General features: G+C 67.9%; 30 protein-coding genes. 14 read left to right on the top strand and 16 right to left on the bottom strand.

The genetic code is table 11. The features are described 5' to 3' along the window. The first annotated feature begins 24 nt into the window (after positions 1–24). Entirely contained in the window at positions 25–627 is a 603-nt protein-coding gene (locus tag BHQ18_RS13075; protein WP_069414042.1) for a TetR/AcrR family transcriptional regulator, read from the top strand. Positions 628–705: 78 nt separating this feature from the next. On the opposite strand, the gene BHQ18_RS13080 is transcribed toward BHQ18_RS13075, so the two are convergent. Beyond that, positions 706–2,154: an aldehyde dehydrogenase gene (locus BHQ18_RS13080; protein ID WP_069414043.1), complete on the bottom strand. Its 1,449-nt coding sequence runs from the start codon at positions 2,152–2,154 to the stop codon at positions 706–708. Positions 2,155–2,347: 193 nt separating this feature from the next. On the opposite strand from BHQ18_RS13080, the gene BHQ18_RS13085 reads away from it, so the two are divergent. Genes BHQ18_RS13085 through BHQ18_RS13100 form a run of 4 tightly spaced genes read left to right on the top strand, consistent with a single transcriptional unit; the run spans position 2,348 to position 5,727 of the window. Beyond that, a complete protein-coding gene (locus BHQ18_RS13085) occupies positions 2,348–3,661 on the top strand; it encodes an aromatic ring-hydroxylating oxygenase subunit alpha (RefSeq protein ID WP_069414044.1) in 1,314 nt (437 codons plus the stop codon). 2 nt (positions 3,662–3,663) lie between these two features. Next, entirely contained in the window at positions 3,664–4,005 is a 342-nt protein-coding gene (locus tag BHQ18_RS13090; RefSeq protein ID WP_372516677.1) for a hypothetical protein, read from the top strand. Beyond that, positions 4,002–5,264, top strand: coding sequence for a metal-dependent hydrolase family protein (locus BHQ18_RS13095; RefSeq protein ID WP_069414045.1), 1,263 nt, complete (start codon positions 4,002–4,004; stop codon positions 5,262–5,264). Before BHQ18_RS13090 ends, BHQ18_RS13095 begins: the two co-directional genes overlap by 4 nt. A 10-nt stretch (positions 5,265–5,274) precedes the next feature. Beyond that, a complete protein-coding gene (locus BHQ18_RS13100; RefSeq protein WP_069414153.1) occupies positions 5,275–5,727 on the top strand; it encodes a MarR family winged helix-turn-helix transcriptional regulator in 453 nt (150 codons plus the stop codon). Between the two features lie 4 nt (positions 5,728–5,731). On the opposite strand, the gene BHQ18_RS13105 is transcribed toward BHQ18_RS13100, so the two are convergent. Beyond that, on the bottom strand, positions 5,732–6,751 hold the full coding sequence (locus tag BHQ18_RS13105; RefSeq protein ID WP_234794169.1) for an NAD(P)H-dependent amine dehydrogenase family protein: 1,020 nt from the start codon (positions 6,749–6,751) through the stop codon (positions 5,732–5,734). A gap of 148 nt (positions 6,752–6,899) precedes the next feature. On the opposite strand from BHQ18_RS13105, the gene BHQ18_RS13110 reads away from it, so the two are divergent. The 8 genes from BHQ18_RS13110 (at position 6,900) to BHQ18_RS13145 (ending at position 13,160) form a co-directional block, all read left to right on the top strand. Beyond that, the gene (locus BHQ18_RS13110) at positions 6,900–7,919 is read left to right on the top strand and encodes a ferredoxin--NADP reductase (RefSeq protein WP_069414155.1); all 1,020 of its coding nucleotides are present in this window, start codon (positions 6,900–6,902) and stop codon (positions 7,917–7,919) included. 45 nt (positions 7,920–7,964) lie between these two features. Further along, positions 7,965–8,708 carry an SDR family NAD(P)-dependent oxidoreductase gene (locus BHQ18_RS13115; protein WP_069414047.1) on the top strand — a complete coding sequence of 248 codons (744 nt, stop codon included), beginning with the start codon at positions 7,965–7,967 and terminating at the stop codon, positions 8,706–8,708. 39 nt (positions 8,709–8,747) lie between these two features. Further along, on the top strand, positions 8,748–10,019 hold the full coding sequence (locus BHQ18_RS13120) for an aromatic ring-hydroxylating oxygenase subunit alpha (RefSeq protein ID WP_069414048.1): 1,272 nt from the start codon (positions 8,748–8,750) through the stop codon (positions 10,017–10,019). 1 nt (position 10,020) lies between these two features. Continuing rightward, on the top strand, positions 10,021–10,350 hold the full coding sequence (locus BHQ18_RS13125) for a hypothetical protein (RefSeq protein WP_069414049.1): 330 nt from the start codon (positions 10,021–10,023) through the stop codon (positions 10,348–10,350). A 16-nt stretch (positions 10,351–10,366) separates the two neighbouring features. Then, positions 10,367–11,212, top strand: coding sequence for a TauD/TfdA dioxygenase family protein (locus tag BHQ18_RS13130; RefSeq protein WP_069414050.1), 846 nt, complete (start codon positions 10,367–10,369; stop codon positions 11,210–11,212). A 154-nt stretch (positions 11,213–11,366) separates the two neighbouring features. Further along, complete coding sequence (locus BHQ18_RS13135) at positions 11,367–12,665, top strand: cytochrome P450 (protein WP_069414051.1); 1,299 nt, start codon at positions 11,367–11,369, stop codon at positions 12,663–12,665. Beyond that, positions 12,665–12,856, top strand: coding sequence for a ferredoxin (locus BHQ18_RS13140; protein WP_069414052.1), 192 nt, complete (start codon positions 12,665–12,667; stop codon positions 12,854–12,856). The genes BHQ18_RS13135 and BHQ18_RS13140 overlap by 1 nt, the downstream gene beginning before the upstream one ends. Before the next feature lie 16 nt (positions 12,857–12,872). Further along, positions 12,873–13,160, top strand: a complete 288-nt coding sequence (locus BHQ18_RS13145; RefSeq protein WP_069414053.1) for a DUF1330 domain-containing protein — start codon at positions 12,873–12,875, stop codon at positions 13,158–13,160. Positions 13,161–13,249: 89 nt separating this feature from the next. On the opposite strand, the gene BHQ18_RS13150 is transcribed toward BHQ18_RS13145, so the two are convergent. From BHQ18_RS13150 to BHQ18_RS13195, 10 genes are all read right to left on the bottom strand, one after another. Further along, positions 13,250–14,029, bottom strand: a complete 780-nt coding sequence (locus BHQ18_RS13150) for an alpha/beta fold hydrolase (RefSeq protein ID WP_069414054.1) — start codon at positions 14,027–14,029, stop codon at positions 13,250–13,252. After that, positions 14,029–15,234, bottom strand: a complete 1,206-nt coding sequence (locus BHQ18_RS13155; RefSeq protein ID WP_069414055.1) for a cytochrome P450 — start codon at positions 15,232–15,234, stop codon at positions 14,029–14,031. Before BHQ18_RS13155 ends, BHQ18_RS13150 begins: the two co-directional genes overlap by 1 nt. Further along, entirely contained in the window at positions 15,231–15,431 is a 201-nt protein-coding gene (locus BHQ18_RS13160) for a ferredoxin (protein WP_069414056.1), read from the bottom strand. The genes BHQ18_RS13155 and BHQ18_RS13160 overlap by 4 nt, the downstream gene beginning before the upstream one ends. 92 nt (positions 15,432–15,523) lie before the next feature. Then, positions 15,524–16,726, bottom strand: a complete 1,203-nt coding sequence (locus BHQ18_RS13165; protein WP_069414057.1) for a cytochrome P450 — start codon at positions 16,724–16,726, stop codon at positions 15,524–15,526. 115 nt (positions 16,727–16,841) lie between these two features. Beyond that, positions 16,842–17,633 (bottom strand): NAD(P)-dependent oxidoreductase, encoded by a 792-nt coding sequence (locus BHQ18_RS13170; protein ID WP_069414058.1) that lies wholly within the window; start codon positions 17,631–17,633, stop codon positions 16,842–16,844. Beyond that, positions 17,630–18,448, bottom strand: a complete 819-nt coding sequence (locus BHQ18_RS13175; RefSeq protein WP_069414059.1) for an NAD(P)-dependent oxidoreductase — start codon at positions 18,446–18,448, stop codon at positions 17,630–17,632. Before BHQ18_RS13175 ends, BHQ18_RS13170 begins: the two co-directional genes overlap by 4 nt. Continuing rightward, entirely contained in the window at positions 18,448–19,287 is an 840-nt protein-coding gene (locus BHQ18_RS13180) for an alpha/beta hydrolase (protein WP_069414156.1), read from the bottom strand. Before BHQ18_RS13180 ends, BHQ18_RS13175 begins: the two co-directional genes overlap by 1 nt. A 53-nt stretch (positions 19,288–19,340) precedes the next feature. Further along, entirely contained in the window at positions 19,341–20,984 is a 1,644-nt protein-coding gene (locus BHQ18_RS13185; RefSeq protein WP_069414060.1) for a thiolase C-terminal domain-containing protein, read from the bottom strand. Next, a complete protein-coding gene (locus BHQ18_RS13190) occupies positions 20,981–21,292 on the bottom strand; it encodes a ferredoxin (protein ID WP_069414061.1) in 312 nt (103 codons plus the stop codon). Before BHQ18_RS13190 ends, BHQ18_RS13185 begins: the two co-directional genes overlap by 4 nt. After that, the gene (locus BHQ18_RS13195) at positions 21,289–22,590 is read right to left on the bottom strand and encodes an NADH-ubiquinone oxidoreductase-F iron-sulfur binding region domain-containing protein (protein WP_069414062.1); all 1,302 of its coding nucleotides are present in this window, start codon (positions 22,588–22,590) and stop codon (positions 21,289–21,291) included. Before BHQ18_RS13195 ends, BHQ18_RS13190 begins: the two co-directional genes overlap by 4 nt. A 36-nt stretch (positions 22,591–22,626) precedes the next feature. Here BHQ18_RS13195 and BHQ18_RS13200 point away from each other — a divergent pair, with 36 nt between their 5' ends. Beyond that, positions 22,627–23,100, top strand: a complete 474-nt coding sequence (locus BHQ18_RS13200; protein ID WP_069414063.1) for a hypothetical protein — start codon at positions 22,627–22,629, stop codon at positions 23,098–23,100. A 16-nt stretch (positions 23,101–23,116) separates the two neighbouring features. On the opposite strand, the gene BHQ18_RS13205 is transcribed toward BHQ18_RS13200, so the two are convergent. The 4 genes from BHQ18_RS13205 to BHQ18_RS13220 form a co-directional block, all read right to left on the bottom strand. Further along, positions 23,117–24,025 (bottom strand): alpha/beta fold hydrolase, encoded by a 909-nt coding sequence (locus BHQ18_RS13205; protein WP_069414064.1) that lies wholly within the window; start codon positions 24,023–24,025, stop codon positions 23,117–23,119. Between the two features lie 82 nt (positions 24,026–24,107). Then, on the bottom strand, positions 24,108–24,515 hold the full coding sequence (locus BHQ18_RS13210; protein ID WP_069414065.1) for a Rieske (2Fe-2S) protein: 408 nt from the start codon (positions 24,513–24,515) through the stop codon (positions 24,108–24,110). Between the two features lie 40 nt (positions 24,516–24,555). Further along, positions 24,556–25,698: an amidohydrolase family protein gene (locus BHQ18_RS13215; RefSeq protein ID WP_069414066.1), complete on the bottom strand. Its 1,143-nt coding sequence runs from the start codon at positions 25,696–25,698 to the stop codon at positions 24,556–24,558. A gap of 37 nt (positions 25,699–25,735) precedes the next feature. Further along, positions 25,736–26,818, bottom strand: coding sequence for an amidohydrolase family protein (locus BHQ18_RS13220; protein ID WP_205866092.1), 1,083 nt, complete (start codon positions 26,816–26,818; stop codon positions 25,736–25,738). Positions 26,819–26,901 lie beyond the last annotated feature (83 nt).

Raw genomic sequence — 26,901 nt, forward strand, 5'->3', positions numbered from 1 at the left:
AGAATCTTGTGGCAGACTCTCGTCATGGTTGAGCGTTGGACGCGGGAGCGCCGACTCGAGCACACACGTTCTCTGCTGCTGGACGCCGCGGAGACTGTGTTCGGTGAAAAGGGGTTCACCGCAGCGACTCTCGATGACATCGCGTATGCCGCCGGATACACCAAGGGGGCGATCTACAAGCACTTCTCCACCAAGGAGGAGCTGTTTCTGGCCGTCAGCGACCGGTACTGGCGCCGCTATTTCGACAACTTCGCCGAGTTGATGTCGGCGGCCAAACAGGTGGGGGCCCGGGAACGCGACGAGATCGCCCAGCGGTGGCGCGAGCTGAGCCGGGATCGCGGCGCCGAACACGCCGCGCTCGGTCACGAGTTCACGCTCTATCTGCTGCGCAATCCCGACGCGCGAGAGCGTGTGGCCGCCAAGCGGTCCGAGGTGGTCGAGGCGCTGGCGAAGTTCATCGTCGAAGGCATCGACCGGCTGGGCGGGACGCTGTTGATCTCGCCGGTGACGCTGGCGCAGGTGCTGATCGCCACCAGCGATGCGATCGTGCTCGGCAGTGAACTCGACGACGTCGACCTCTACCGGCCGATCGTCGACATGTACGTCTCGGCGATCAAGCTGCCCTAGTTTCCCCCGCGAGCAGACGCAAAGTGTCCTATTCGCGGGCGTTTTCGGGTCACTTTGCGTCTGCTCGCCAGGAGAACCTCAGCCCTGGGCGGCTACCGAGATGGATTTGGTGTCGGTGTAGCCGTCGATGCCCTCGCGGCCGAGTTCGCGCCCGTACCCGCTGCCCTTGACGCCGCCGAACGGCGCGAACGGGTCCATCGTGTAGCCCTGGTTGACGCCGAAGGTGCCGGTGCGGATCCGGGCGGCGACGCGCAAGCCGCGCTCGGGGTGCGCGGTGAACACCGATCCCGCCAGGCCGTAGTCGGAATCGTTCGCGATGGCGACCGCCTCGTCCTCGTCGGAGTAGGGGATGACCGTCAGCACCGGGCCGAAGATCTCCTCCCTGGCGATCCGCATCGAGTTCGTCGCGTCGGCGAACAGCGTGGGCCGCACATACCAGCCCGTGTCGACGCCGTCGGGCATGGTTGCGCCGCCGGTCACCAGGCGCGCCCCTTCGGCCTCGCCCGTGTCGATGTAACCGCGTACCCGCTCCTGCTGGCGGCGGGAGACCAGGGGGCCGACCTGGGTGGCGGCGTCGGCGGGATCACCGACGGTCAGTGCGGACAGCTCGACGGCCAGCGCATCGGTGAACGGCTCGGACCGCCGGGCCGGCACCAGGATTCGGGTCAGCGCATTGCAGATCTGGCCACTGTTGGACAGGCTGGCCGACCGCACGGCGGCGGCGACCGCCTGCGGATCGGCGTCTTCGAGCACGATCGCGGCGGACTTGCCGCCGAGTTCGAGGCTGACGCGTTTGAGATCGGCCGCGCACGCCGCGGCGACCGCCCGGCCCGCGACCGTCGACCCGGTGAATGAGACCTTGTCGACCCCGGGGTGCCGCACCAGGTACTCGCCCACGGCGCCGTCCCCGGGCAACACGCTGACCACGCCGGGAGGGAGGTCGGACTCGGCGATCAGCTCGGCCAGCAGTAGCGCGTTCAGCGGCGACTCGGGCGCCGGTTTGAGCACCACGGTGCAGCCGGCCAGCAGCGCCGGGACCAGCTTGGTGGCGATCAGGAACTGCGGCATGTTCCACGGCACGATCGCGGCCACGACGCCCACCGGTTCCCGACGGATGTGGACGTCGGCGCCGTACATGCCCGGCCGCACCTCGATCCACGGGTAGGACTCCGCGAGATTGCAGAAGGCGGTCAACATCATCGCCGGCAGGCCGACCTGCGCCCGCGCAGCGAAGCTGATCGGCGCGCCGATCTCGGAGGTGATCACCTGGGCCATCTGGTCACGGCGCCCGTCATAGAGGGCCCCGAGCCGCCGGATGGCGGCGATCCGTTCGGCGGGCTCCAGCCGCGGCCAGGGGCCGGTGTCGAACGCCGTCCGCGCGGCAGCGACCGCGGCGTCCACGTCGGCGGGCGCCGCCGCCGCGACCTGTGCCACGGGCTGTTCGGTGTGCGGGGAGACGACCTCGATGCGCTCTGCGGTGCTCGGTTTTGACCACTGTCCACCGATGAACAACTCTTCCGATCGCATATGCCCGCCTTCCCACGCCGATTTCTGCACCGAGGTCGTGATTTCTGCCGGCCGACAGCCCTGGCGCAGAAGTCGGTGATGTCGATGCCTCGCCGACCATTATCAACTACTTGCGATTGTGATTTGGAGCATATACCGTCGGCGCTGCAGCCCCCCGGCATGCTCGACGCCGGATGGTCGACAGGAGAATCCCATGGCCCGATTTCCGAAACCACCAGAGGGAAGCTGGACCGAGCACTACCCAGAACTGGGTACTGACCCGGTTTCCTACCAGGACTCGATCAGCCCCGAGTTCTACGAGAAGGAACGCAAAGCGATCTTCAAGCGTGCCTGGCTGAATGTCGGTCGCGTCGAACAGGTTCCGCGCAAGGGCAGCTACTTCACCAAAGAGCTCAAGGTCGTCGGCACCTCGATCATCGTGGTCCGCACCGGCACCGGCGGGCAGGAGCGAAGCGACTCGGGGATCAGCACCGGCGGGATCAAGGCCTACCACAACATCTGTCGGCACCGCGGCAACAAGTTGGTGTGGAACGACATGCCGCTCGAAGAGACCAGCGGGGTGTGCCGCCAGTTCACCTGCAAGTACCACGCCTGGCGCTACGACCTCGACGGCAACCTGACGTTCGTGCAGCAGGAGGGTGAGTTCTTCAACTTGGACAAGAGTCGCTACGGCCTGGTGCCGGTGCACTGCGACGTCTGGGAAGGGTTCATCTTCGTCAACTTCGCCAAAGAGCCCGAGCAGTCGCTGCGCGAATTCCTCGGGCCGATGATCACGGACCTCGAGGGGTACCCGTTCGACAAGATGACCTCGCGCTTCGTCTACCGCTCCGAGGTGAAGGCGAACTGGAAGCTGTACATGGACGCGTTCCAGGAGTTCTACCACGCGCCGGTACTGCATGCGAACCAGTCGCCGACCGCGTACTCGAAGGCCGCCGCCGAGGCCGGCTTCGAGGCGCCGCACTACCGCATCGAGGGCCCGCACCGGTTGGTGAGCACCTCCGGGGTGCGGGCCTGGGAGATGGCCGACGAGATGCGCAAGCCCATCGAGGACATCTGTCGCAGCGGGCTTTTCGGGCCGTGGGACAAGCCGGATCTGGGGGAGATGCCCGCGGGCCTGAACCCGGCCAAGTGCGATCCGTGGGGGCTGGACTCGTTTCAGTTGTTCCCGAACTTCGTCCTGCTGTTCTGGGGGCAGGGGTGGTACATCACCTACCACTACTGGCCGACCTCGCACAACACCCACATCTTCGAGGGCGCGGCCTACTTCCCGCAGCCGCGCACGCCCCGCGAGCGCGTCGCGCAGGAACTGGCCGCGGTCTCGTTCAAGGAGTACGGCCTGCAGGACGCCAACACGCTCGAGGCCACCCAGTCGATGATCGAGTCCGAGGTGCTCGACGAGTTCCTGCTGTGCGACCAGGAGGTGCTGATCCGGCACCTGCACAAGGAGACCGCCGCGTGGGTCGAGGACTATCAGCGCAAGCACCAGCAAGTCGGGCAGGGAGTCTGACCGTGTCACACAGCGAAGAGGCCAAGCTACCACCCGAATTTGCCGACCTCGAGCAGTTCTCCGACTGGTGCCTGGGCACCGAGGCCGAGCGGTACGCCAAGCGGCTGGGCAGCACGATGCAGGAGATGCAGGCGTTCTACGACGCGATCACCGCGCGGGCCGAGGAGGCGCTCGCCTACTGCGACAAGTTCTCCCTCGACGAGCTGCCCGAGGACGTGCTCAACCTCATGCATCTGCTCTATTCGATGATCCAGGTGTCGTTTCCGGTCGAATGCTGGAAGCAACCGAAGGTACCCGACACGGGTGCGACGAAGCTGGACTGCGTCGTAGAACCCGTCCCGTGACCACCACCGTCCTGCGCGCCGCGCGGTGGGCCGACGTCGACGCCGGTGAGGTGCGCTCACCGGCGGTCGTCGTGGTCGAGGACAACCGCATCGTCGCGGTCAATCCCGCTGAGCCGCCCCCGGATTCAGCCACCGAGATCGACCTCGGCGACGTCACGTTGCTGCCCGGCCTGATGGACATGGAGCTCAACTTCCTGATCGGCGGCCCGGGCGGACCCGAGGGACTGCCCAGCCCGATGCACGGCGTGCAGGACGATCCGGCGTACCGCACGCTGCGCGGCGCGGTCAACGCCAGGACGACGCTGGAGGCCGGGTTCACCACCGTGCGCAACCTCGGTCTGATGGTCAAGACGGGGGGATACCTGCTCGACGTCGCCCTGCAGCGCGCCATCGACCAGGGCTGGCACCTCGGACCGCGGATCTATCCGGCCGGCCACGCGGTGACGCCGTACGGCGGGCACCTGGATCCGACGGTGTTCCAGCGGCTGGCGCCGGGGGTGATGCCGCTGTCGGTGGCCGAGGGCATCGCCAACGGCGTCGACGACGTCCGCGCCTGCGTTCGATATCAGGTTCGCCACGGCGCCAAGCTGATCAAGGTGTCGGCCTCGGGCGGGGTGATGTCGCACAGCACCGCCCCCGGCGCGCAGCAGTACTCCGACGAGGAATTCGAGGCGATCGCCGACGAGGCCCACCGCGCCGGGGTCCGGGTCGCCGCACACGCGGTGGGGGACAGCGCGATCCGCGCATGCATCCGCGCCGGCATCGACTGCATCGAACACGGCTTCCTCGCCAGTGACGACACCATCCAGATGATGGCGGACACCGGCACGTTCCTGGTCTCCACCACCTACCTGACCCAGGCGATGGCGATCGACCGCATCGCACCGGAACTGCGCAAGAAGGCCGAGGTGGTGTTCCCGCAGGCGCAGGCCATGCTGCCCAAGGCGATCGCGGCCGGGGTGCGGATCGCCTGCGGCACCGACGCGCCGGCCATCCCGCACGGGCAGAACGCCAAAGAGCTGTGCGCACTGGTCGAGCGGGGCATGACGCCGATGCAGGCGATCCGCGCGGCGACCGTCGTCAGCGCCGAGCTGATCGAGGCCGACGACGAACTCGGCCGCCTCGCGCCCGGCTATCTCGCCGACATCATCGCGGTACCCGGAGATCCGTCACGCGACATCGCCACCACGCTGGACGTGCGGTTCGTGATGAAGGACGGGCGCGTCTACAAGCACGACGGGACCGCCGGACATGGCTGACGATCTCGGCATGGAGCTCGGCGACAACATCCTGTGGCATCTCAAACAGGCCTGGTACTTCGCGCTCACCGCGGTCAACGATGCCGTCAGCCAACACGGCGTCAGCACCGCCCAGATCGGGGTGCTGCGCCAGCTGGCCAACGAACCGGGGCTGTCCGGCGCGGAACTGGCGCGCCGGATGCTGATCACCCCCCAGGGTGTGCAACTCGCGCTCAAGGCGCTCGAGCAGCGCGGCCTGGTCGAGCGCAAGACCGATCCGCAGCACGCCCGGATCCTCAAGGCGTACCTCACCGCCGAGGGACGCCGCGTCGCGGCCGCGGTGGTCGGTGACGCGATCGCGGCCCACGAGGCCGTCTTCGGAGTCCTCACTCCCGACGAGCAGCGCACGCTGCGCGATCTGCTGGCTCGGGTTGTCGAAAAAGGCACCGGGAACACCCTTTTCGACGATCACATCGGGGATTGACCGATCAGCGGTTGCCGAATCCGGTATGGCTGCGGATCAGCGGCAGGTCGGCCATCGTCGCGAAACCGGCCGGCGCGGCGATGACGGACGGAACGGCGTTGAGGACCTGCATCGCGGTCGCCACGTTGGCCGACCGGACGTGTTCGGCCATGTCGGCGTCGCGGGTGAAGCTGGCCAGCGAGAAGAAGTGGGCCTGCATCGAGGGGTCGCCTTCGATCGTCAACGTCCATCCGTGCCGCGGTTTCGGCCAGTGCCGCGGGTATTCGCCGCCGACGGTCCACAGTGTCTCGATCTCGACGAGGGCTTCGCCGTGACGGCGTCCGGTCCATGTCCAGCGTTGGCCCGCAGTCGTTCCCGCCGGCAGCAGCCGGTCGAAGATCTGGTGGTCGTTCTCGGCGGGCACGGCTTCCACCGTCGCGGTCACCTCGTCGACACCGGCGTGCAGCGCGTCGGCGATCAACCAGACCTGCTCGCTGAAGATCGCGCTGTTGAAGGCCAGGAAATCGGTACCGGTCGGGCTGATCTCGTCGACCGGCCGCCCGAACGCCATGTTGTCGAACGTGATCGAGGTGCTGTCGTAGACCGTCCAGTCCGCGCGTTCCTGCAGTGTGACCTTGTCGATGGTGCGGCTCATGCCCGACAGTGCCAGGGGCAGCACTCCGGAGAGGTTGCCCGGGTTCAGCCCGGCGCCGTGCACAGTGGTGTCTCCGGTGCGGCACGCCTGCAGCAGGCGCTCGCGCACGTCGGCGTTCGTGCGGTTCGGGTGGAACAGGAACGCGGTGGTGACGACGTTCTTGCCGGAGGCCAGCAGCGCGCACACCTCGTCGATGTCGGTGTTGCGCGGGGTGTAGAGCACGCAGTCGGCGGCCAGGGCGAGGATCTCGTCGACGTCGGTGGTGGCGGTGACTCCGACCGGCCCCCGGCCCACCAGGGCGCCGACGTCGCGGCCGGCCTTGTCGGCGGAGTACACCCGCGCACCGACGATCTCGAGGTCACGGCGGTGGTCGATGATCGCCGTGAGCAGTTCGGTGCCGACCGCGCCGGTGCCCCATGCGATGACGCGGTGTCGGGTGTCTGGCTCGTCCACGCAGCCATTCGACCACGTGGCGGCTGCCGGACCGAGTGGAACCGCCCCTTGAAACCAATCACAAGTACTTGATATTGTGGCCTCGATGTCGGACCAACTCGCCGAATTCGCGCCGTTGCGGATCAAACGCGTCGTGCGCGAAACCCGCGACGCGGTATCGCTGGTGCTCGACGTCCCCGAGGGCTGTTCGGACCGCTTCCGGTACCGGGCCGGGCAGTTCCTGACGCTTCGGGTGCAGGTCGGCGCCGACCAGCATCAACGGTGCTACTCGATGTCGTCGTCCCCGCACCTCGGTGAGGACCTGCGGATCACCGTCAAGCGCGACCCCGGCGGTGTGGTCTCGAACTGGTTGAACGACACCGCGACCGAGGGCGCGGAGATCCACGCGGCACCGCCGGACGGGCGGTTCGTGCTCGGCGACGACGAACGCGACATCGTCGCATTCGCCGGTGGCAGCGGCATCACACCGATCTTCTCGCTGATCGGGTCGGCGCTCGCCGGTGCCGGGCGGAGTGTGCGGTTGTTCTACGCCAATCGCGGACGCGAATCGGTCATCTTCGGTGCGGCGTTGACCGCGCTGGCCGAGGCGAACCCGGACCGGCTGACCGTGGTACACCACTTCGACGAGGAGTCCGGCGTCGTCACGCCCGGCGCGGTCGAGGCGTTCGTCGACACCGCCGCCGATGTGGACTACTTCATCTGCGGCCCCGGGCCGTTCATGGACACCGTGGCCGACGCGTTGCTGGACCGCGGTGTCGCGCGCGAGCGGGTGCATCTGGAGCGGTTCCAGGTGGAGCCGGCGTCCGCCGACGCCGTCGAGGCCGCCGAGCAGACCGAAGAGATCATCATCGAACTGGACCGTAAGAAGATCACCGCGCCGTACCGGGCCGGCAACACGCTGCTGCAGACCGCGCGGATCGCGGGGCTGCGCGCCCCGTCATCGTGCGAGACCGGTTCCTGCGGAACGTGTATGGCCCGGCTCGAGTCGGGGAGCGCGCGCATGCTCAACAACGACGCGCTCGACGACGACGATGTGGCCGAAGGGTGGGTGCTGACGTGCCAGTCGCTGCCGACGAGCCGGTCGGTCCACATGGTCTACGAGTAGAGGTGGTTGATGTGACGTGGTCGTTGATATGACGGGGTCGGATCGATGAGCCGGGTCGCGGTGGTGACCGGCGGCGCGTCGGGCATGGGTGAGGCGACGTGCCACGAACTCGGCAGGCGCGGGCACAAGGTGGCGGTGCTCGACCTCAACGGCGACGCCGCGCAACGCGTCGCCGAAGAACTTCGGGCCGAGGGCGTCTCGGCGCTCGGGGTCGCGGTCGACGTGAGCGACCGGGCCACGGTCGAGGAGGCGTTCGCCAAGGTCCGCTCCGACCTCGGCCCGGTGCACATCCTGGTCACCAGCGCGGGCGCGGTGGACTGGGCACCGTTCACCGACATCACGCCGCAGGCGTGGCAGCGGTTGGTCGACGTGAACCTGACCGGGACATTCCACTGCTGTCAGGTCGCAGTGCCCGACATGCTCGCCGCCGGTTGGGGCCGCATCGTGATGATCTCGTCGTCGAGCGCCCAGCGCGGCTCCCCGAAGATGGCGCACTACGCGGCGTCCAAGGGCGCACTGCTGTCGTTGACCAAATCCCTTGCCCGCGAATACGGCCCGGCCGGGATCACGGTGAACAACATCCCGCCCTCGGCGATCGAGACCCCGATGCAGCATGCGGGTCAGGCGGCCGGACACCTGCCGTCCAACGAGCAGATGGCCGCGACCGTTCCGGTCGGCCACCTCGGCACCGGCGACGACATCGCCGCGGCCGTCGGGTTCCTGTGCTCAGAGGAGGCCGGTTTCATCACCGGCCAGATCCTCGGCGTCAACGGCGGGTCGGTGCTGTGACCTGCTCGCTCAAACACCAACCACGACACGGAGGTTCGCATGGGAAAGTGGCCTAAGCCGGCAGAGGGCAGCTGGACCGAGCACTATCCGCAACTGGGTACCGGTCCGATCTCGTTCCGCGACTCGATTTCGCCGGACTTCTACGAGCTCGAACGCGAGGCGGTCTTCAAGCGCGCCTGGCTCAACGTGGCCCGCGTCGAGGAACTGCCGCGCGTGGGCAGCTACCTGACCAAGGAGATCGAGGTCGCCAAGACGTCGGTGATCGTGGTCCGCGGCAAGGACCAGCAGATCCGCGCCTTCCACAACGTCTGCCGGCACCGCGGAAACAAGCTGGTGTGGAACGACTTTCCCGACGAGGAGATCAAGGGCACCTGCCGGCAGTTCACCTGCAAGTACCACGGGTGGCGCTACGACCTCAAGGGTGACCTGACGTTCGTGCAGCAGGAGGGCGAGTTCTTCAACCTGGACAGTTCGCGGTACGGCCTCAAGCCGGTGCAGTGCGACGTCTGGAACGGGTTCATCTTCATCAACTTCGACCCCGAACCCCGGTGGAGCCTGCGCGAATTCCTCGGCCCGATGATCACCGCGCTCGACGACTACCCGTTCGAGCTGATGACCGAGCGCTACGAGTTCGAGGCGCGCAACAACAGCAACTGGAAGATCTTCGCCGACGCGTTCCAGGAGTACTACCACGTGCCGTCGCTGCACTCCCAGCAGGTGCCCAGCGCGGTGCGGCAGCCGAACGCGACGTTCGAGTGCGGCCACTTCCAGATCGACGGACCGCACCGGCTGGTGTCGACCGCGGGCACCCGGCGCTGGCTGCTCGACCCGGAGTACATGTACCCCGTCGAACGGGTCACGCGCAGTGGGCTCGTCGGCCCGTGGCGCACTCCGGAGACACACCAGTCGGCCGGCCTGAACCCCGGCGGGATCGAACCGTGGGGCATCACCAACTTCCAGATCTTCCCGAACCTGGAGATCCTGATCTACCACGGGTGGTACCTGCTGTACCGGTACTGGCCGACGTCGCACAACACCCACAAGTTCGAGGCGTACAACGCTTTTCACCCCGCGCGCACCGTGCGTGAACGCGTCGAGCACGAGGTCGCGTCGGTGGTGCTCAAGGAGTTCGCGCTGCAGGACGCCGGGATGCTCGGCGGCACCCAGGCCGCGCTGGAGTACGGCCTGGACGAGCCGATCGTCGACGACTACCCGCTCAGCGACCAGGAGATCCTGGTGCGGCACCTCCGCCACGAGGCCGTCAAGTGGGTCGAGCAGTACAAGGCCGAGCGTTCCCCGGTGGGGGTGTGACATGGCGCGGCTGCCCGATGCGTTCGCAGAATTCGAGTCGTTCGCCGAGAAGTGGTGTCTGCCAACCGAAGCCGAGCGGTGGGCGACTCGGATGGCGACCCCGATGTCGGAGATCCGCGAGTTCTACGACGCGTTCACACCGCGGTTCGAGGAGGCGATCGACTACTGCGACAAGTTCCCGCTCGACGACCTGCCCGAGGACGTGCTGAACCTGCTGCACCTCGTCTACTCGATGATCATGGTGTCGATGGCCGTCGAGGTGTTCGGTACCCAGAAACCCGCCGACTCCGCCGACGCGGTGATGAACCGCGTCAGCGCGCCGGTGCCATGACGAAGGAGACGACACCGTGAGCCTGCTCACCATCAACAAGCTCACCGCATCGGTGGGCGCGGAGGTGACCGACGTCGACTCCGAGGCGCTGGCCCACGACGACGCGCTGGGCGGCGCCATCCTGGATGCGTTGGAGGACAACGGCGTACTGGTGTTCCCCCGGCTGGGCCTGACGCCCGAGGCGCAGGTGGCGTTCTGCCGTCGCCTCGGCGAGATCGACCACTCCTCGGACGGACACCACCCGGTCGCCGGCATCTACCCGGTCACACTCGACAAGTCCAAGAACTCGTCGGCGGCCTACCTGAGGGCCACCTTCGACTGGCACATCGACGGGTGCACGCCCACCAACGACGAGTGCCCGCAGAAGGCGACGGTGCTCTCAGCCAAGCAGGTCGCCGAGACCGGTGGCGAAACCGAGTTCGCGAACTCCTACGCGGCCTACGAGGCGTTCAGTGACGAGGAGAAGGAACGCTTCGGGGCGCTGCGCGTCGTGCACTCGCTGGAGGCCTCCCAGCGCAGGGTCAACCCGGATCCGTCACCGGAGCTGGTGGCCCAGTGGCGGTCGCGGCCCACCCACGAGCACCCTCTGGTGTGGACGCACCGCAGCGGCCGCAAGTCGCTGGTGCTCGGTGCGTCGGCGGACTACGTCGTCGGCATGGACCTCGAGGAGGGCCGCGCTTTGCTGGCCGAACTGCTCGACCGCGCCACCGAGCCGCACCTGGTCTACCGCCACCGCTGGTCGGTCGGCGACACGGTCATCTGGGACAACAACGGGGTGCTGCACCGTGCCGCGCCGTACGACCCGGACTCGCCGCGCGAGATGCTGCGCACCACGGTGCTCGGCGACGAACCCATCCAATGAGCGGTTTCGGTGCGCTGCCGATCGCTGGTCGACCGGCAGCGCCCCGAAACCACCCGCTGGGCGCTCGTTGACGGCGACGTGCGATTATGGAAATCTGATAACCAGATATGAGAATCACGTTCTCGTGATTTGAGATCGTCGAAACGGAGGGCGCATGGCCGAGGACCTCACCGAGGACATGACCAAGGTCGACTTCTTCCGGGATGGACGTCTGACCGACGACCCGTACCCGTTCTACGAGGCGCTGCGCAACAAATGCCCGGTGAGCCGCGAAGACCACTACGGCGTGACGATGGTAACCGGCTGGCAGGAGGCCGTCGACGTCTACAACGACGCCGAGACGTTCTCGTCGTGCATCTCGGTCACCGGTCCGTTCCCCGGCTTCCCGGTGCCCCTGGAAGGTGACGACGTCACCGACCTGATCATCGAGCACCGCGACGAGATCCCGTTCAGCGACCAGTTGCCGACGCTGGATCCGCCGACGCACACCAACCACCGCGCCCTGCTGATGCGGCTGCTCACGCCCAAGCGCCTCAAGGAGAACGAGGACGCGATGTGGCATCTTGCCGACGAGATCCTCGACGACTTCCTGGCCCCGGGACAGGGGGAGTTCATCAAGGGGTTCGCCGGCCCGTTCACGTTGCGGGTGATCGCCGACCTGCTCGGCGTGCCGGACGAGGACCGCGCCGAACTGCTCGAGCGGCTGGCGCGCGGCACCCACGGCGGCGGGCTCGGCAATGCCGACAAGACGCTGACCAAGACCCCGATGGAGTACCTCTACGAGGTGTTCGCCGAGTACGTGGAGGACCGGCGGCGCGAACCGCGCGACGACGTGCTGACCGGGCTGGCCACCGCGACTTTCCCGGACGGAACCGTGCCCGAGGTCGCCGACGTGGTGCGGGTGGCCACCAACGTGTTCTCGGCCGGGCAGGAGACGACGGTGCGGCTGCTCTCCACCGCGCTGAAGGTGATGGGCGACCAGCCGGACATTCAGCGCAAGCTGCGCGACGACCGCAGCCTGCTGCCGAACTTCATCGAGGAGTGCCTGCGCATCGAGAGCCCCGTCAAGGGCGACTTCCGGCTGTCGCGGGTGCCGACGACGATCGGGGACCAACCGCTCGGCGCCGGCTGCACGGTGATGGTGATCAACGGTGCGGCGAACCGGGATCCGCGCCGCTTCGAGGATCCCGACAGTTTCGACCCGGAGCGCAAGAACGCCCGCCAGCATCTGGCGTTCGGGCGCGGCATCCACAGCTGCCCCGGTGCGCCGCTGGCCCGCGCCGAAACCCGCGTCGGGCTGGAGCGGTTGCTGGACCGCACCACCGACATCCGGATCAGCGAGGCCCACCACGGCCCGGCCGGGCAGCGCCGCTACGACTACATCCCGACCTACATCCTGCGGGGGTTGACCGAGTTGCACCTGGAGTTCGACGTCATCGCGGGTGATGCCTGATGAAGGTCACCGTCGACGAGGACCGTTGCGCGGGGCACGGCATGTGCCTGACGCTGTGCCCGGAGGTGTTCGAGCTCAGCGACGACGGGTGGGCCGTCGCGAGCCCCGAAGAGGTGCCGGCGGGCCTGGAATCCGCCGCACGCGATGCCATCGCAAACTGTCCCGAACGAGCGATCCGCGAAATCGACTGACAACAAAGGAGTTTCAATGGCCAAGGCGTACATCCTCATCACCGAGGACATCAAGGATCCCGAAGGCATGGGCGAGTACGCCAAGCTGGCGAGCCAGACCATGGCCAGCGCGACGCTGCTCGCCTTCGACCAGAAGGCCGAGGTGATCGAGGGCACCTGGCACGGCACGCAGACGGTGCTGCTGGAGTTCGAGTCCGAGGAGGCCGCCAAGGCCTGGTACTACTCGGATGAATATCAGGCCGCCGCGAAGCTGCGTCAGGCCGCCGCGGACTGCAACGGCGTCATCCTGCACGGCCTGGGCTGACCCCCACCCTCAATTTTTTGGCGCGAGCAGACGCAAAGTGCCCCGAAATCGCGGGTTATAGGGTCACTTTGCGTCTGCTCGGCAGCGTTTTAGTGGGGCTGCAACGGGCCGGTGGGCGTCGTCGTGGCGGCATGGACGAGCAACTCGGCCAACTCCCGCGGGCGACTCAAAAACGGTGAGTGCGACGTGTCGATGGTCAACTGCTCGACGCCGAGGCGACGCGTCACGGTGTCGGCAAGCCACTGCGGCATCGACCGGTCCTGAAGGCACCGGATGAAACTGCGCGGCAGATCGGCGGCCCAGAACCGCGGCACCGACACCGGCGTGACCGTGGTGTCGCCGAAGCGCTCCGGGCCGAGGCGTTCGAACGCCCACCGCGCGGTCGCCTCGTCGCAGTCGTGATAGAAGTACCGCCACGCCCCTTCGAAGTCGGCGAACCACATCGCCCCGTCGTCGTCGAACTTCAGGTAGCTCAACATCTCTCCGACATCGGCGTCGAAATCCTCGCCGAGTTCCTGCTCGTCGTCGCGCATCGCCATCGCCTCGGGATAGGTCCGGCCCTCGCGGGGCAGCGCGGCCGCCAGGTAGACGACGTGTCGCACCAACCCGGGCGCGGCGTCGGCGGCCAGCGTCGCGTCGAAGCCGCCACCCGAATGGCCGACCAGCACACTCGGTTCCGCAGCGCCGGCGTTCAGCGCGGACACGATCGCGTCGCGACGGTTGGCCAGCGTCGACTCCTCGTCGACCCGTGCGCCGTGCCCGGGCAGGTCCACCGCGACCGCATCGTGGCCCATCGCGGTCAGTTCGCTGATCGTGCGATCCCAGCACCACGCGGCGTGAAATCCGCCGTGTACGAGAACGAACCGCATCAGCTCAATTTGCGGACCGGCACGTGCGACCATCCCGCGACGTTCTGCATCGCGACCCGTCGGCAGTCGTCCCACAGCACCTCGTAGTGCGGGATCAGGTCGAGCAGCCGTTCGAGCGCGATCGCCGTCTCCATCCTGGCCAACGCCGCACCGAGGCAGCTGTGGATGCCGTAACCGAAACCCAGGTTCTGCGCCTCGGTGCGGTTGCGGTCGATGTCGAAAGTGTCCGGGTCGGTGAACGCCTCCGGGTCGCGGTGCGCCGAAGCCTGAAGCAGGAACACCGGCTTGCCCTCGGGGATCGTCACACCGTGCAACTCGACGTCGCGCATCGACCGCCGGACGTTGTAGTGCACCGGTGGTTCGTAGCGCAGCAGTTCCTCCACCGCGGCCGGAATCTTGCTGCGGTCGTCGAGCAGCTTCTGCCACTGCTCGGGGTTGCGCGCAAAAGTGACCGCCGCGTTGCCAACCAGCTTGGTGACGGTCTCCGCACCAGCACCACCGAGAAGCGTTGCGAAACCGGCGATCTCGAAGTCGTCCAGTGACTCCACCTCGCCGTCCTCGCGGGTGATCTCCGCGGCCACCAGTCGGCTGAACATGTCGTCCTGCGGGTTGGCGCGCCGCTCCTGGATCAGTTGGAAGTACAGGCCCATGGCTTCGCCGATGGCCTGCATACCCTCTTCGGACATATCGACCTGGCCGGGCTCGCGATGCAGCGACTTGTCCACCCATTCCCGGACCTGCTGGCGGTGCTCTTCGGGCACGCCCAACATCTGGGTGATGACCTCGACCGGGAAGAACGCCGAGAAGTCGGCGACGACGTCGAAGTGGGCGGGGTCGGCGTTGGCGAGGTACCGGTCGATGGTCTCGGTCACCATCGGCCGCATCGCCTCGATCGCGCGGGGGGTGAACACCTTGTTCACCAGGCTGCGCATGTGGCGATGTTCGGGCGGATCCATCAGGATGATCATCTTCGCCGGCATCGGCTCGTCAGAGCGGATGGTCGCCAGATCCAGACCGTACGCCGACGAGTAGGTCGCGAAGTCCTTGTACGCCGCCGCGACGTCCTCATGCCGCGACAACGCGTAGAAGTCCAGTTCCTCGTTGTAGTAGACCGGCGCTTCCTCACGCAGCCGTCGGTAGATCTCCCACGGCCCGTCGAAATACTCCTGCGAGAGCGGGTCGAAGACCAGTTTCGATGTGGTCATGCGTCTTCGATCGAGATTGCCTGGCGGGGGCACTGGCGCACCGCTTCCCTGACCTGCTGCTCGTTCTCCGGAGTCACTTCCTCCTGCAGCACGTGCAGGTAGTCCTCGTCATCGAGATCGAACACCTCGGGGATGATGCCCATGCACACCCCGTTGCTCTCACAGAGCCCGAAGTCCACCACGATCTTCTGTGTCATGCGCGATCCCGCTCCGCTCCTCGCTGTGTCATGCGCGATCCCGCTCCGCTCCTCGCTGTGTCATGCGCGTTCCCGCTCCGCTCCTCGCTGTCTCACCGCAGCACCTTCACCGGAACATGGTGGTAGCCGGCCACGTTCTGCATCGTCACCCGCTGCAGGCCGTCGAAATCGACCTCGTAGCGCGGCATGAAATCCAGCAGACGGTCCAGCGCGATCGCGCTCTCCATCCGCGCCAGCGCCGCGCCCAGGCAGCTGTGGATGCCGTACCCGAGCCCGAGGTTCTGCGACTGGGTGCGGTCACGGGTGATGTCGAAGGTCTCCGCGTTGTCGAACGCCCGCGGATCCCGATTGGCGGCCGCGCCCATCAGGAACACCGGCTTGTGCGCGGGCACGGTGCCGCTGGGCAGTTCGACCTCTTTGAGGCTGTAGCGGACGTTGTACTGCACCGGGCCGACGTAGCGCAGCAGTTCCTCGACCGCGGCCGGGATCAGGCTGCGGTCGTCGAGCAGCATCTGCCACTGTTCGGGGTACTCGGCGAACACCACGACCGCGCTGCCGACGAGCTTCGTCACCGTCTCCGCACCCGCGCCGCCCAGAAGTGTTGCGAAGCCCGTGATCTCGATGTCGTCCAGTTTGCGCAGGTTGCCGTCGTCGTCGGGGATCTCCGCGGCGATCAACCGGCTGATCATGTCGTCCTGCGGGTTCTGCCGCCGCTCCTGGACCAGGCTGTAGTAGTACATGCCCGAGTCGATGTTGGCCTGCATGTTCTTCTCGGACAGTTCGATCTGGCCGGGCAGGCGTTCCAGGCTGGTGTCGATCCAGTGCCGCACCTGCTGGCGGAACTCCTCGGGCACCCCGGCCATCCGGGTGATCACCTCGACGGGAAACGGTCCGGAGAAGTCCTGCACCACATCGAAGTTGTCCGGGTCGGCCTTGGCCAAATACTCGTCGACGAGTTCGACCACGGTCTCGCGCTGGGACTGGACGGCGCGCGGGGTGAACGCCTTGTTGAGCAGGCTGCGCATGTGCCGGTGGTCCGGGGGATCCATGAAGATGATGGACTTCTGCGGCACGTCACCGGTGCGCACCATCGCCAGGTCGCACCCGTAGGCCGACGAGAACGACTCGTAGTCCTTGAACGCGGCCGCCACATCGGCGTGCCGGGTCAGCGCGTAGAAGTCCTCCTCCTCGTCGTAGTAGATCGGAGCCTCGTCACGCATCCGCTTGTAGATCTCGTACGGGTTGTCGAAGTACTCCTGCGAAACCGGGTTGAACACCAGCTTGGGCTTCGTCATGTTCTCCTCTTTCGCGGCGGGCTGTCGACCGCATTCGTTACGCGAGGGCGCAATACTGTAACGCTCCTAGTATGCCTCACCGGGCGTCTGCGGGTAAGGCGAATCGCCACCTTCGTCAGCCGATTCCGGCTTCGATGACCTGATCGAGCAAACCGAGATCACCGCCCAGGTCGGCGGTGGTGCGCCGGACCACCGCGACGTCCTTGCCGATGAACTCGCCGACGTCGGCGACGAACCCCTGCACCGAGCCGCGCGCGGCGACGAACTCGCCGACGCGGCTGGCACCGCTGCCGTGCCGCACCGACGCCAGCAGCTTCGACTCCTCGACACCGAGCCGGGCGCCCAGGTCCACCGCGGTGCGCAGCAGGCCGATCTGCGCGGCGAACAGGCTGTTGTTCACCAGCTTGACGGCCTGGCCCGCGCCGAGCGCGCCGACCGGCAGGATCGGCTCGCCGTAGCTCGCCAGCACCGGTCGGGCCCGGTCGAGCGCCTCTTCGGCGCCGCCGACGAACAGCGTCACCTCGCCGGCGGCGATGTTGTGGGGCCCGCCGCTGACCGGCGCGTCGATGACGTCGATGTCGCCGAACTTGGCCGCCAGCTCGCGCACGGTCGCCGGGCTGCCGGTGGTGTGCACGACCAGCGTCGAGCCCGGCCGCATCGCGGCGGCCACACCGTCGGCCAGGCATACCTGCCGGACCTGCTCATCGGTGAACACGCACACGATCACCACATCGGCGTCGACGGCGACGTCCGCGGCGTCGGGCACCGGGTGGGCGCCGAGGTCGCGGATCGTGGCGCGCTTGTCGTCGGTTCGGCCGAGCACCGTCACCCGGTGGCCGTGCTCGACGAGGCGGCGCACCATCGGAGCGCCCATCCGCCCCGCCCCGATGAAGCCGACCGAGGTCACCGCGGATGGTCCATGTCGGTCAGCGCGGTGTCGGCGACGGTGAACACCGCGCCCTCCGGCACCGACCCGGCCGCGGCGATGCTGGCCGCGTGCCGGACGTCCTTCTGCAGCAGCGCGCCGGCGATCGGTGCCAGACCCTCGACCGTGCCGCCGAACATCGCGATGCTGCCGAGCGCCTTGCTGGTCGCCGATCCCCCGTTGAGCACCTCGGCGAGCCGGACCCGCGGAATGCCAAGCGCCTCACCGAGATCGAGGGTGCTCAGCGCGGCACCGAGGTTCGCGGTGAACAGCAGGTTGTTGAGGATCTTGGTGACCTGGCCGCTGCCGAGCGGACCCAGATGCACGATCGGGTCGGCGTAGGTGGCGAACACCGGCCGGCAACGCTCGACGACCTCGTCGTCGCCGCCGACCATGACCAGCAGCTTGCCTTCCTCGACGGCGGGGCCGCCGCCGCTGACCGGCGCGTCGATCACCGAGATGCCCTTTTCGGCGGCGGTGGCGGCGATTTCGCGGCAGGTGTCGGGATGCACGGTGCTGTGGATGGCGATGATGCCGCCCGGTGCCAGGCCCGCCAGCACTCCGGTGTCGCCGCCGAGCACCTCGCGCACGTCGTCGTCACCGACCACACACAGGCAGACCAGGTCGCTGGCGGCGGCCATCTCGGCCGGAGTGCCCGCGGTCTTGGCGGGTGTGTCGGCGTACGGTTCGAGGCTGGCGGCGCGGCGGGCCCACAGCGTGGTCTCGAAGCCGCCCTCGGCGATCCGCCGTGCCATCGGGCCGCCCTGGCTGCCCAGTCCGATGAATCCGACCCGCATCAATCCGCCTCCACTTTCTGTTGAGTGTCGCGCCGTTGCCGACTGCACTGCTCGACGAACGACAGGACCGCCTGGTGGTAGTCCGCCGCGGCGAGCGACAGCGAGATGTTGTGGCCTGCACCGGCCTGGCGGTGGTGCACGAACCGCGGCGTCGCGGTGAACAGCGCTTCGATGTCGGCCAGCGCGTCCGGGTCGGTGCGCCACACCCGTTCGTGCTCGGCGACGGTGAAGTGCACGGGCACCGTCACCTCGGCCGCCTTCTCCGGGAAGTCCCGCCGCGGCCAGTTCTTCGTGGTCTCGGTCTCGTAGGGCGCGCCGGTCGACGAGTTGGTGATTCCGGACAGCACTTCGGGTGGGTACACCTCGGCGGGTTGCCACAGCAGGTCGCGCAGGCCCACCGGCCGGCGGGTCTCGGTCGTGGTCTTGATGATGTCGATCGCCGCGTCGGCGTAGCGCAGGCCGGTGCCCGCCAGGGCCAGGCCGAGCACGTGGGCGCCGGCGTCGCTGGCGGCCATGCGTACCGCCAGCTCGCAGCCCGCCGAATGGCCGAGCAGGAAAACGCCCGCGCCGCGCGGCTTTTCGCCGAGCACCTTGTCGAGCGCCCCGAACGCCAGCGCCACCCGCTGCCCGGGGTCGTGCATCGTGTCGGGGTAGGGCGCAGAGCTGCCGTACCCCGGCCGGTCCAGCGCCACGACCGTGAACCCCCGCGCCGCACCGGCCCGCAGCAGCGACAGCTCCGGATGCCCCGGGCAGTCGAAATACGCTGCGGTGCTGGCACCTCCGTGGAAGGCGACGACGACGGCGGTCGGCTGCTCGGCCTCGGCGACCAGACCCGACATCGGGACGCCGTCGACGAGCACGACGCGGGGCCGCACGGTCACGCCGGACGCGCTCACGAGTCGGTCCGCATCAGGATCGCACCGCTGGGGGTGAGGCCGCCGCTGCTGACCACCGCGACGCGGGCGCCCTCGACCTGGCGGTCGCCGGCGTCGCCGCGCAGCTGGGTGACCGCCTCGTGGATCAACCCCATCCCGTGGGTGCGTCCGTGCGACAGTTGCCCGCCGTGGGTGTTGAGCGGGATCACCCCGTCCCGGGCGATCGCGGTGCCGCCGTCGAGGAAGTCCTTGGCTTCACCGATCCCGCAGAAACCGAGTGCCTCCAGCCACGACAGGCAGTTGAACGTGAACCCGTCGTAGAGTTCGGCGACGTCGACGTCGTTGGGCCGCAGTGACGTTCGGGTCCACAGGTGGGCCGCCTGACCGAGCACCTGCGGTTCGTGGGTCAAAGTGCCCTGATCCCAGTCGGTGCGCTCGACGATCTGCGTGCCGACCGCCTCGAACAGCACCGGCTTGTGCGGCATGTCCCGGGCGGTCTCGACCGCCGACACGACCACCGCGACGGCGCCGTCACACGGGACGTCGCAGTCGTAGAGCCCGAACGGTGTGGTGATCGGCCGGGCGTCGAGGTAGTCGTCCATCGTCATCGGGTCGCGGTAGATCGCGGTGGGGTTCAGCGCCGCGTTCGCCCGCTGGTTCAACGCGATCCAGCCGAGGGTCTCGCGGGTGGTGCCGTACCGGTCGAAGTGCCGCTGGGCGTTGAGCGCGAGCGTGTGCGCGGCCGACATCGCACCGAACGGCATCTGCCAGCTGCTGGTGCGGGCGCCGCCGGGGGGCGAGGCCTTGCCCTCCTTCATCAACTGCTGGAACGTCGCTTCCCACAGCGTGCGGAAGCACAGCACGTGGCGCGCCATCCCCGTCGCGACGGCCATCATCGCGGCGATGACCGACCCGCCGGGCCCGAAAGTGTCCATGCCGCCGTTGATCCAGGTGGGCCGCAGACCCAGCGCGTTCTCCAGCGCGGTGACGCCGCCCTCGCCCATACCGGCGACGTCCAGCCCGGGGTAGGTGGCCAGACCGTCGATGTCGTCGAAACTCAGCCCGGCGTCGGTGACAGCCTGCTCGCAGGCCTCGATGGTCAGCGACAGCGGCGCCACCATCAGCCGCCGGCCCAGTTTCGAGGCGCCGATACCCGTGATCGCCGACCGTTCCTCGAACTTCTGCGTGGTCAGCGGTGCCCTGACGTGACGGGCGAAGTCCTGTGGTGCGATCTCGTCTTCGGGCAGCGGACCGCTCTGTCCGTCGCTGCTGGGCGCGAAGACCGGCAGCCAGACGTCGTCGAGTTGCTGGAACCGGACCTCGACCGGCTGGCCGGGTTTGAGGTCGTCGGGTTCGCAGTCGACGATGTTGGTGGTCAACCGGACTCGCGGATCCTCGACGATCGCCACCTGTGCGATCACGTACGGCGGCGGCAGGTCCGGGAAGCCGAACCGGTGATTGACCGTGAACGCCGACAGCGTGGCCCGGCCCGACACGTCACGCACCCCCATGTCGCGTCCGCGGCAGTAGCGGCACACCGGCTGCGGTGGATGGATCAGCGCGGTGCAGTCCCGGCACTCCTGGATGCGCAGGACGCCGTCCGCGCCGGCGGTCCAGAAGAACTCGTTGAGGACCGTCAGTTCCGGAAGCGGTCGGGTCACCGCACGAACTCCGAGATCGCCTCGCTGCCATCGGTTCTGGGGTTCGGCTCCGGGGACTCGTGCACATCTTCGTGCGCCGTGTTGTCGGTGGACGGCCGGTGCTCGCCCATGTAGATGATCGCGTGGACGGGGCAGTCGAGCAGCGCGCGCATCACGGCGTCGCGGTCCTTCTCCGGTACCGTCCCGTCGCCGATCAGCGACGCGTATCCCCAGTCGTCGAGCGAGAAGTACTCGGGTGCGTGCTTGGCGCATATCCCGAACCCGTCACACAGGGTCCGGTCGAGTCGAATCCGCAAGCCGTCACTCATGATTGGGCTATAGCCTCCACCTCGTAGGGCCGGACCTGATGGAACGCGCCGGAACGGCAGGATTCACAGTCACCGGACAGATGACGGGCCACCACCTGGGGGAACTGCCGCAGCAGGCTCGCGGCGACATTGGTGGCGCCGTCGAGCGTGCCGCAGGCGCCGCGACCCCGCAGGACCACCGACCAGCGCTCAAGACGGGTGAGATCCTCGTCGGTGGCGTTGCCGTCGCGCAGCGCGGAGGTGACCGCGGACATCGCGGCGGTCCCGTTGAAGCACGAACCGCACTGCCCGGCGTTCTCGTTGTCGAAGTACGACATCACCGACGCCGCGACGGCGACCGGGCATTCGTCGGTGAGCAGCGAGAGCGCCCCGCATCCGAGACCGCTGCCGAGTCGGCGGATCGATTCGTGGTCGAGGGTGGCGTCGAGGATGTCGGTGTTCACCAGGCCGGCGAAGTAGCCCCCCATCAGCACGCCGGTCACCGCGTCGGCGGGCACCCCGTGCACATCGAGGAGTTCGGAAACCGCTGCCCCGTGCGGGATTTCGTAGAGCGCAGGCGGGCGTCCGCCGCCGGTGACGGTGGCCAGGAACGTGCCGGGCGACATCGGCGTGCCCACTGCCCGGAACTGCTGGGCGCCGTGCTGATGGATGTAGGGCAGGTGGGCCAGCGTCTCGACGTTGCTGACCATGGTCGGCAACCCGTGGACGCCCTCCTCGAAGGGCCGCGGGGGTTTGTCGGTGGGTTTGGCCGGTCCGCCGTTGATGCGGCGCACCGCGGCGGTCTCCTCACCGGCGACGTATCCGGCGTCGACGGTGACCAGCGCGATCTCGGCGGCGCCGAACGTCTCGGCGGGCACGTCGGCCAGCGCGGCGGCCACCGCCTCGGCGGCGGCGGGGTCCGAGACGTAGACGAAGCCGCGGGACGCGCCCGCGACCGCGAGTGCCAGCCGCAGCCCGTCCAGGACGAGATGGGGTCGGTGGCGCAGCAGCCACCGGTCCTTGATCGAGGCGGGCTCACCTTCCTCGCCGTTGGCGACGACGACGGTGTCCGAACCGCGGCGGTGCGCGTCGTGCACGGTGCGCAGTTTGGTGCCGATCGGGAAGGCCGCGCCGCCCCGGCCCAGCAGGCCGGACAGGTCGACCTGCACGAGCAGTTCCTCGGCGTCCAGCAGCGGGAGGTAGCCGCCGTCGCGGGTGTATTCGGCGTAGCTCTGCGCGCCGGTCTGCCCGGGCCGCAGCAGGCGCGGGGGACAGTCCGGCCAGGCGGCGACGGTGAACTCGGTGGCGGTGGTGGTCATGATAGGTCCTTCCGGGCCCCGGATAGGCTGACGGACATGAGGACTGCGGTGGTGCGCGTCGGCGTCGACAAGGCCGGTGAGCTCACGGCCGCGCAACTCGACGACGGTGTGGCGCGCCTTCGCGATGCCGCCGCGCCGGCCGGGATCGAGGTGGTCGCCAACAACCTGTCCGGGCTGCCGCCGTCGCGTCGCGAGGTCGAACTGCTGATCGCCGGCGACGATCCCGAGGAACTGCAGAGGATCGCACTGGAGTTGTGCGGCAACGCGTTCGGTACCACACCGGTTCCCGGGGTGTTGACGTTCATCAGCCGCGGCACCGACGACGACGCGCACGGCGTGCTCGCGGGCCTCGGCTTGTCCGGTGAGATCGAACGCGTCGCCGACGCCGACGGCTGGGACGTCGTGCACGTCACGCTGCGCAGGGCCGACCTCGAGCGGGTCCCCGAAAGCCGTGTCCACACCGCGCTGGAGGCGTCGCTGAACTGCGAGGTGCACATCCACACGTGTTGAGGCCTCGCCGGGATCATCAACTGTCCAGGAACTTCAGAATCGCGGGCGCCGCCTGCACCCACGTGTCGAACATGTTGAACCGCTTTACCTTTCCTGAGGCACGGGCCTCGCCGGCGCGTTCCCAGGCGTCCTCCGGCCACGGCGGGTCGATCACCTGCGAACCCTTGATCAGGCAGCTGACCTCCAGCGACGTGCGCTTCGGGTGGTCGAGGTCGTTCTCGCCGCCGCGGATGATCAGCGTCGGCACCTTGATGTTGTCGAACATCTCGTCCTCGACACCCGGGATCGTCTGACCGGGCTTGGGCACGAAGGCGTTGAGCCAGCGCAACATCAGCTTGAGGAACGCGTCGGGATCCTGGGACAGGAACCGGTCACGGTTGGCCGGGTTCTCGGCGATGCGCTGCTTCCACTCGTCGACACCGATGACGCCCTTCATGCCCGACCCGCGGACCGCCAGGATGCTCGGGACGATGTAGTACGAGCCCAGTACGAACGAGCCGTACACGCCGCCGACGATGTTCCACACCACCAGCTTCCGGACGATCTCCGGATAGAGCATGGTGGTCAGCATCGAGTCCCGCGCGCCGCCCGATCCGCCCGCGATGATGCACGGCCCGATGTCGAGTCCGGTGATCAGCGCGTGCAGCGTCTCGGCGCGCATGTGCGATTCGCTCTGCCCGTAGAACTGCACGTCGGACTTGCCGCAGTTGGGCCGGTCCCACAGCAGCACCCGGTACCCGCCCTTGACGAGCTTCTGGGCCAGCGGCCGCAGCCCCTCGATGTCCTTGCTGAACCGGCCGCCGGGCGTCAGAGCGATGAAATCGCCTTCCTTACCCAGGATTTCGTAGACGACGTTGCCGCCGTTGACCTCGAAGGTCTTCTCGCCGCGCTTGAGTGTCGGGCCGGCGGCCTCGGTCGTGGTCATGCTGAGCCTCCGCGAGGGTGCGCAATCTGCTGAATTTCGGCGGCGTGTCGTGGGCAGACCCGCACGCTCGCCGTAGTTGTGATCATGCCTGGACCAGCACCTCGTTGCCGACCACCCGCACCGGGTAGGTCCGGATACTCCACTCGGGTTTGACCGCGGTGGTGCCGGTGGCCAACTCGAAACCCCACTGGTGCCAGGGACAGTAGATGTACTCCATGTCGCGGACCATCACGGCGTCGCCGGGCACGCTGTCGTCGACCACGGTGCGGCCGCGGGCGCGGCCCGAGCACAGCGGTCCACCCTCGTGCGGGCAGTAGTTCGCGATCGCGTAGAACGTGCCGTTGACGTTGTACACACCGACGCCGTGGCGCCCGATCGGCACCAGTTTGTGCTTGCCGGGCGGGATCTCGTCGACCGTGGCGACGACGTGTTCACGCCCCTGCGCCAATCTTTTCGGGCCGGCCGGGGGCGCCTTCTCCTGTTCGCTCACTGGGCTGAAATCCCCAGTCGCTGCGCTCCTACCCGCCGCATCAGAACACCCGCACCTGGCCCTCGAGGGCCGGAACCGTGTCGGGAAGGTGATACGTCGCGATGCCGTTGCGGAACATCACGGCTTCGCGCGCGTGCTCGGGGAGATGCTTGACCAGCCAGCGGGGGTCGTCGAACGTCCAGTGCGGGTAGTCCGACGAGTACAGCAGGATCTTCTCGCACTCCATCCACTCGAACGCGCGCGACAGTTCGGTCTTGTCCTCCGGGTAGTCCAGCGGCTGGGTGGTGAACTTGATGTGGTCCTTGACGTACTCGGACGGCTTGCGCTTGATGTCCAGCCACGACTTGCGGGCCTCGTAGATGGCGTCCATCCGCCACATCAGCGGCAGAATCCAGGTGAACGCGTGCTCCACCAACACGATTCGCAACGTCGGGAACCGGTCGAACAGCCCGTCGAAGACCATGCTCATCACCTGGTTCGCCGCCAGCAGCGAGTAGGTGACCATGAAATCGTGGTTGTAGCTGGGGAATCCGACCGGCGGGATCGGCAGCTCCTCGTGGTGGCTGCGCGACAGGTGGCAGCTGACCGTGATGTCGTGCTTGGTCGCGGCCTCCCAGATCGGGTTGTACTTCGGATCACCCCACGCCGGGCGCGGCTCGGCCTTGATCAGGATCTGGCCCATGTAGGGGTGGCCGGCCCAGCGCTCGATCTCGCGGGCCGAGTCCTCGGGCGCCTCGATCGCCGCGCAGATCGACCCGCGCCAGCGCTCGTGCCAGTTGTTCTTGCTGTCGAGCCAGTGGTTGGCCTGCCAGTCGTTGAGCGCCACGCTCATCGCGTGGTTCACCTCGGGGAACCGCGCCGGGTAGGCGGCGGGCTCCAGGATCGCGATGTCGGCGCCCGCCTCCATGATCAGTTGCTTGAACGCCAGCTCGGGGTCGCTGCCCGCGAAGTTGCCGTCCGACGGGAAGGTGTCCACCCGCATCGCGTAAGCGTGCGCGTAGTCCGGGGCGTCGTAGTAGATCTGGTCACCGATGCGCCGCGGCAGGAAGTACTTGCTGCGCCACGGTTCGGGGATGTACTGGGTGAGCTCGCCGGCCCTCGGTGTCGGATGCACGTCGGAGTCGACGCACCGCACCGCGACGCGCTCGGCCGCGGGCTTGCGCTCTGTCACTGTCACCGTCATCGTGGCTCCCTGCTCTCGCGTGCTTCCCGGGTCTCTATCACTGTGCGCCAACTCCGGCGCCGACGTCTATGCCGTAGAGCTCGGCGGCGTTGCGCCAGCACAGCTTGTCGCGCTGCTCGGCGGTGTAGGAGGACGGCACGGTCGGCTCGTTGAGCTGCCAGTGCGGATAGCTCGAGCCGTACATCACCATGTCGTCCTTGCCGGTGAACCCGAACCATTCCCCGGCGAACTCCACATCGCCGGGGCCGTCCATCGCGCCCTGCACGAAGTAGGTGTGGCCGGGCAGGTAGTCGCTGGGCATCTTCGGGGCCCACGGCGTCTGCTCGAGGTGCGGGCGGCCGAAGCAGTCCATCCGCCAGATGAACGGGGTCAGCAGGTCGGCCGCGCCGTCGGCCCACACGAACTTCAGCGTCGGCATCCTCTCGAACACCCCTTCGACGATGAGGTTCATCAGGTGGTAGAGGTAGTTCAGCGCCATGAAGCTGACGTAGTTCTCGTACGTCCGCGGAACACCCGACGGGGTCGGGGCGTACTGCACACCCGCGCCGACCTCGATGTGCACCGCCACCGGCAGGTTGGCCTCGGCGGCCGCCTCCCAGATGGGCCAGTACTGCGGCTTGCCGTACAGCTCGCGGGACTGCAGCGGAACCGCGATCTGCACGACGCGCGGATGGCCCGCGTACTTGGCGATCTCGCGCAGCGCGCCGGTGACGTCGTCGGGGTTGACCCGGATGGTGCCGCGGAACTTCTCGGCGTGCGGGTTGTCCTCCAACCACCGGGTGACCATCAGCTCGTTGTGGGCGGCCGCGATCGCGGTGCCCAGGTGCCGGTCGGGCATGATGCCGCGGGTCATCGGGTGCAGGACCGCCACGTCGACGCCGCGCTCACCGAACAGATGCGCGCCGACGAACTCGGGATCCGAGCCCGGATACCGGCGGTCGGCGTCGGTGCCCGGCGCGTACTCGCCGCCCGGGGCGCCGTACCAGTCCATCTCGTAGTCGGGGAAGCCGCGGCTCTTGAACGGCTCGCGCAGGAAGCTGCGGAAGTCCTTGTTCGACTTGCTGAAGATGTGCACGCTGGCGTCGATGAGGGGAGTGGTGCTCCCGTCAGTGTGTTGCATCACCAAGGCGTTCCTCCGATGTCTACGCAAACCGCCGAACACCCCCAGTGTAAAGCGTTGTTCTTCAATGGCAAGAATCGAGT

This window comes from Mycolicibacterium flavescens (assembly GCF_001722335.1).
In the GTDB taxonomy this organism is placed as follows: Bacteria; Actinomycetota; Actinomycetes; order Mycobacteriales; family Mycobacteriaceae; genus Mycobacterium; species Mycobacterium flavescens.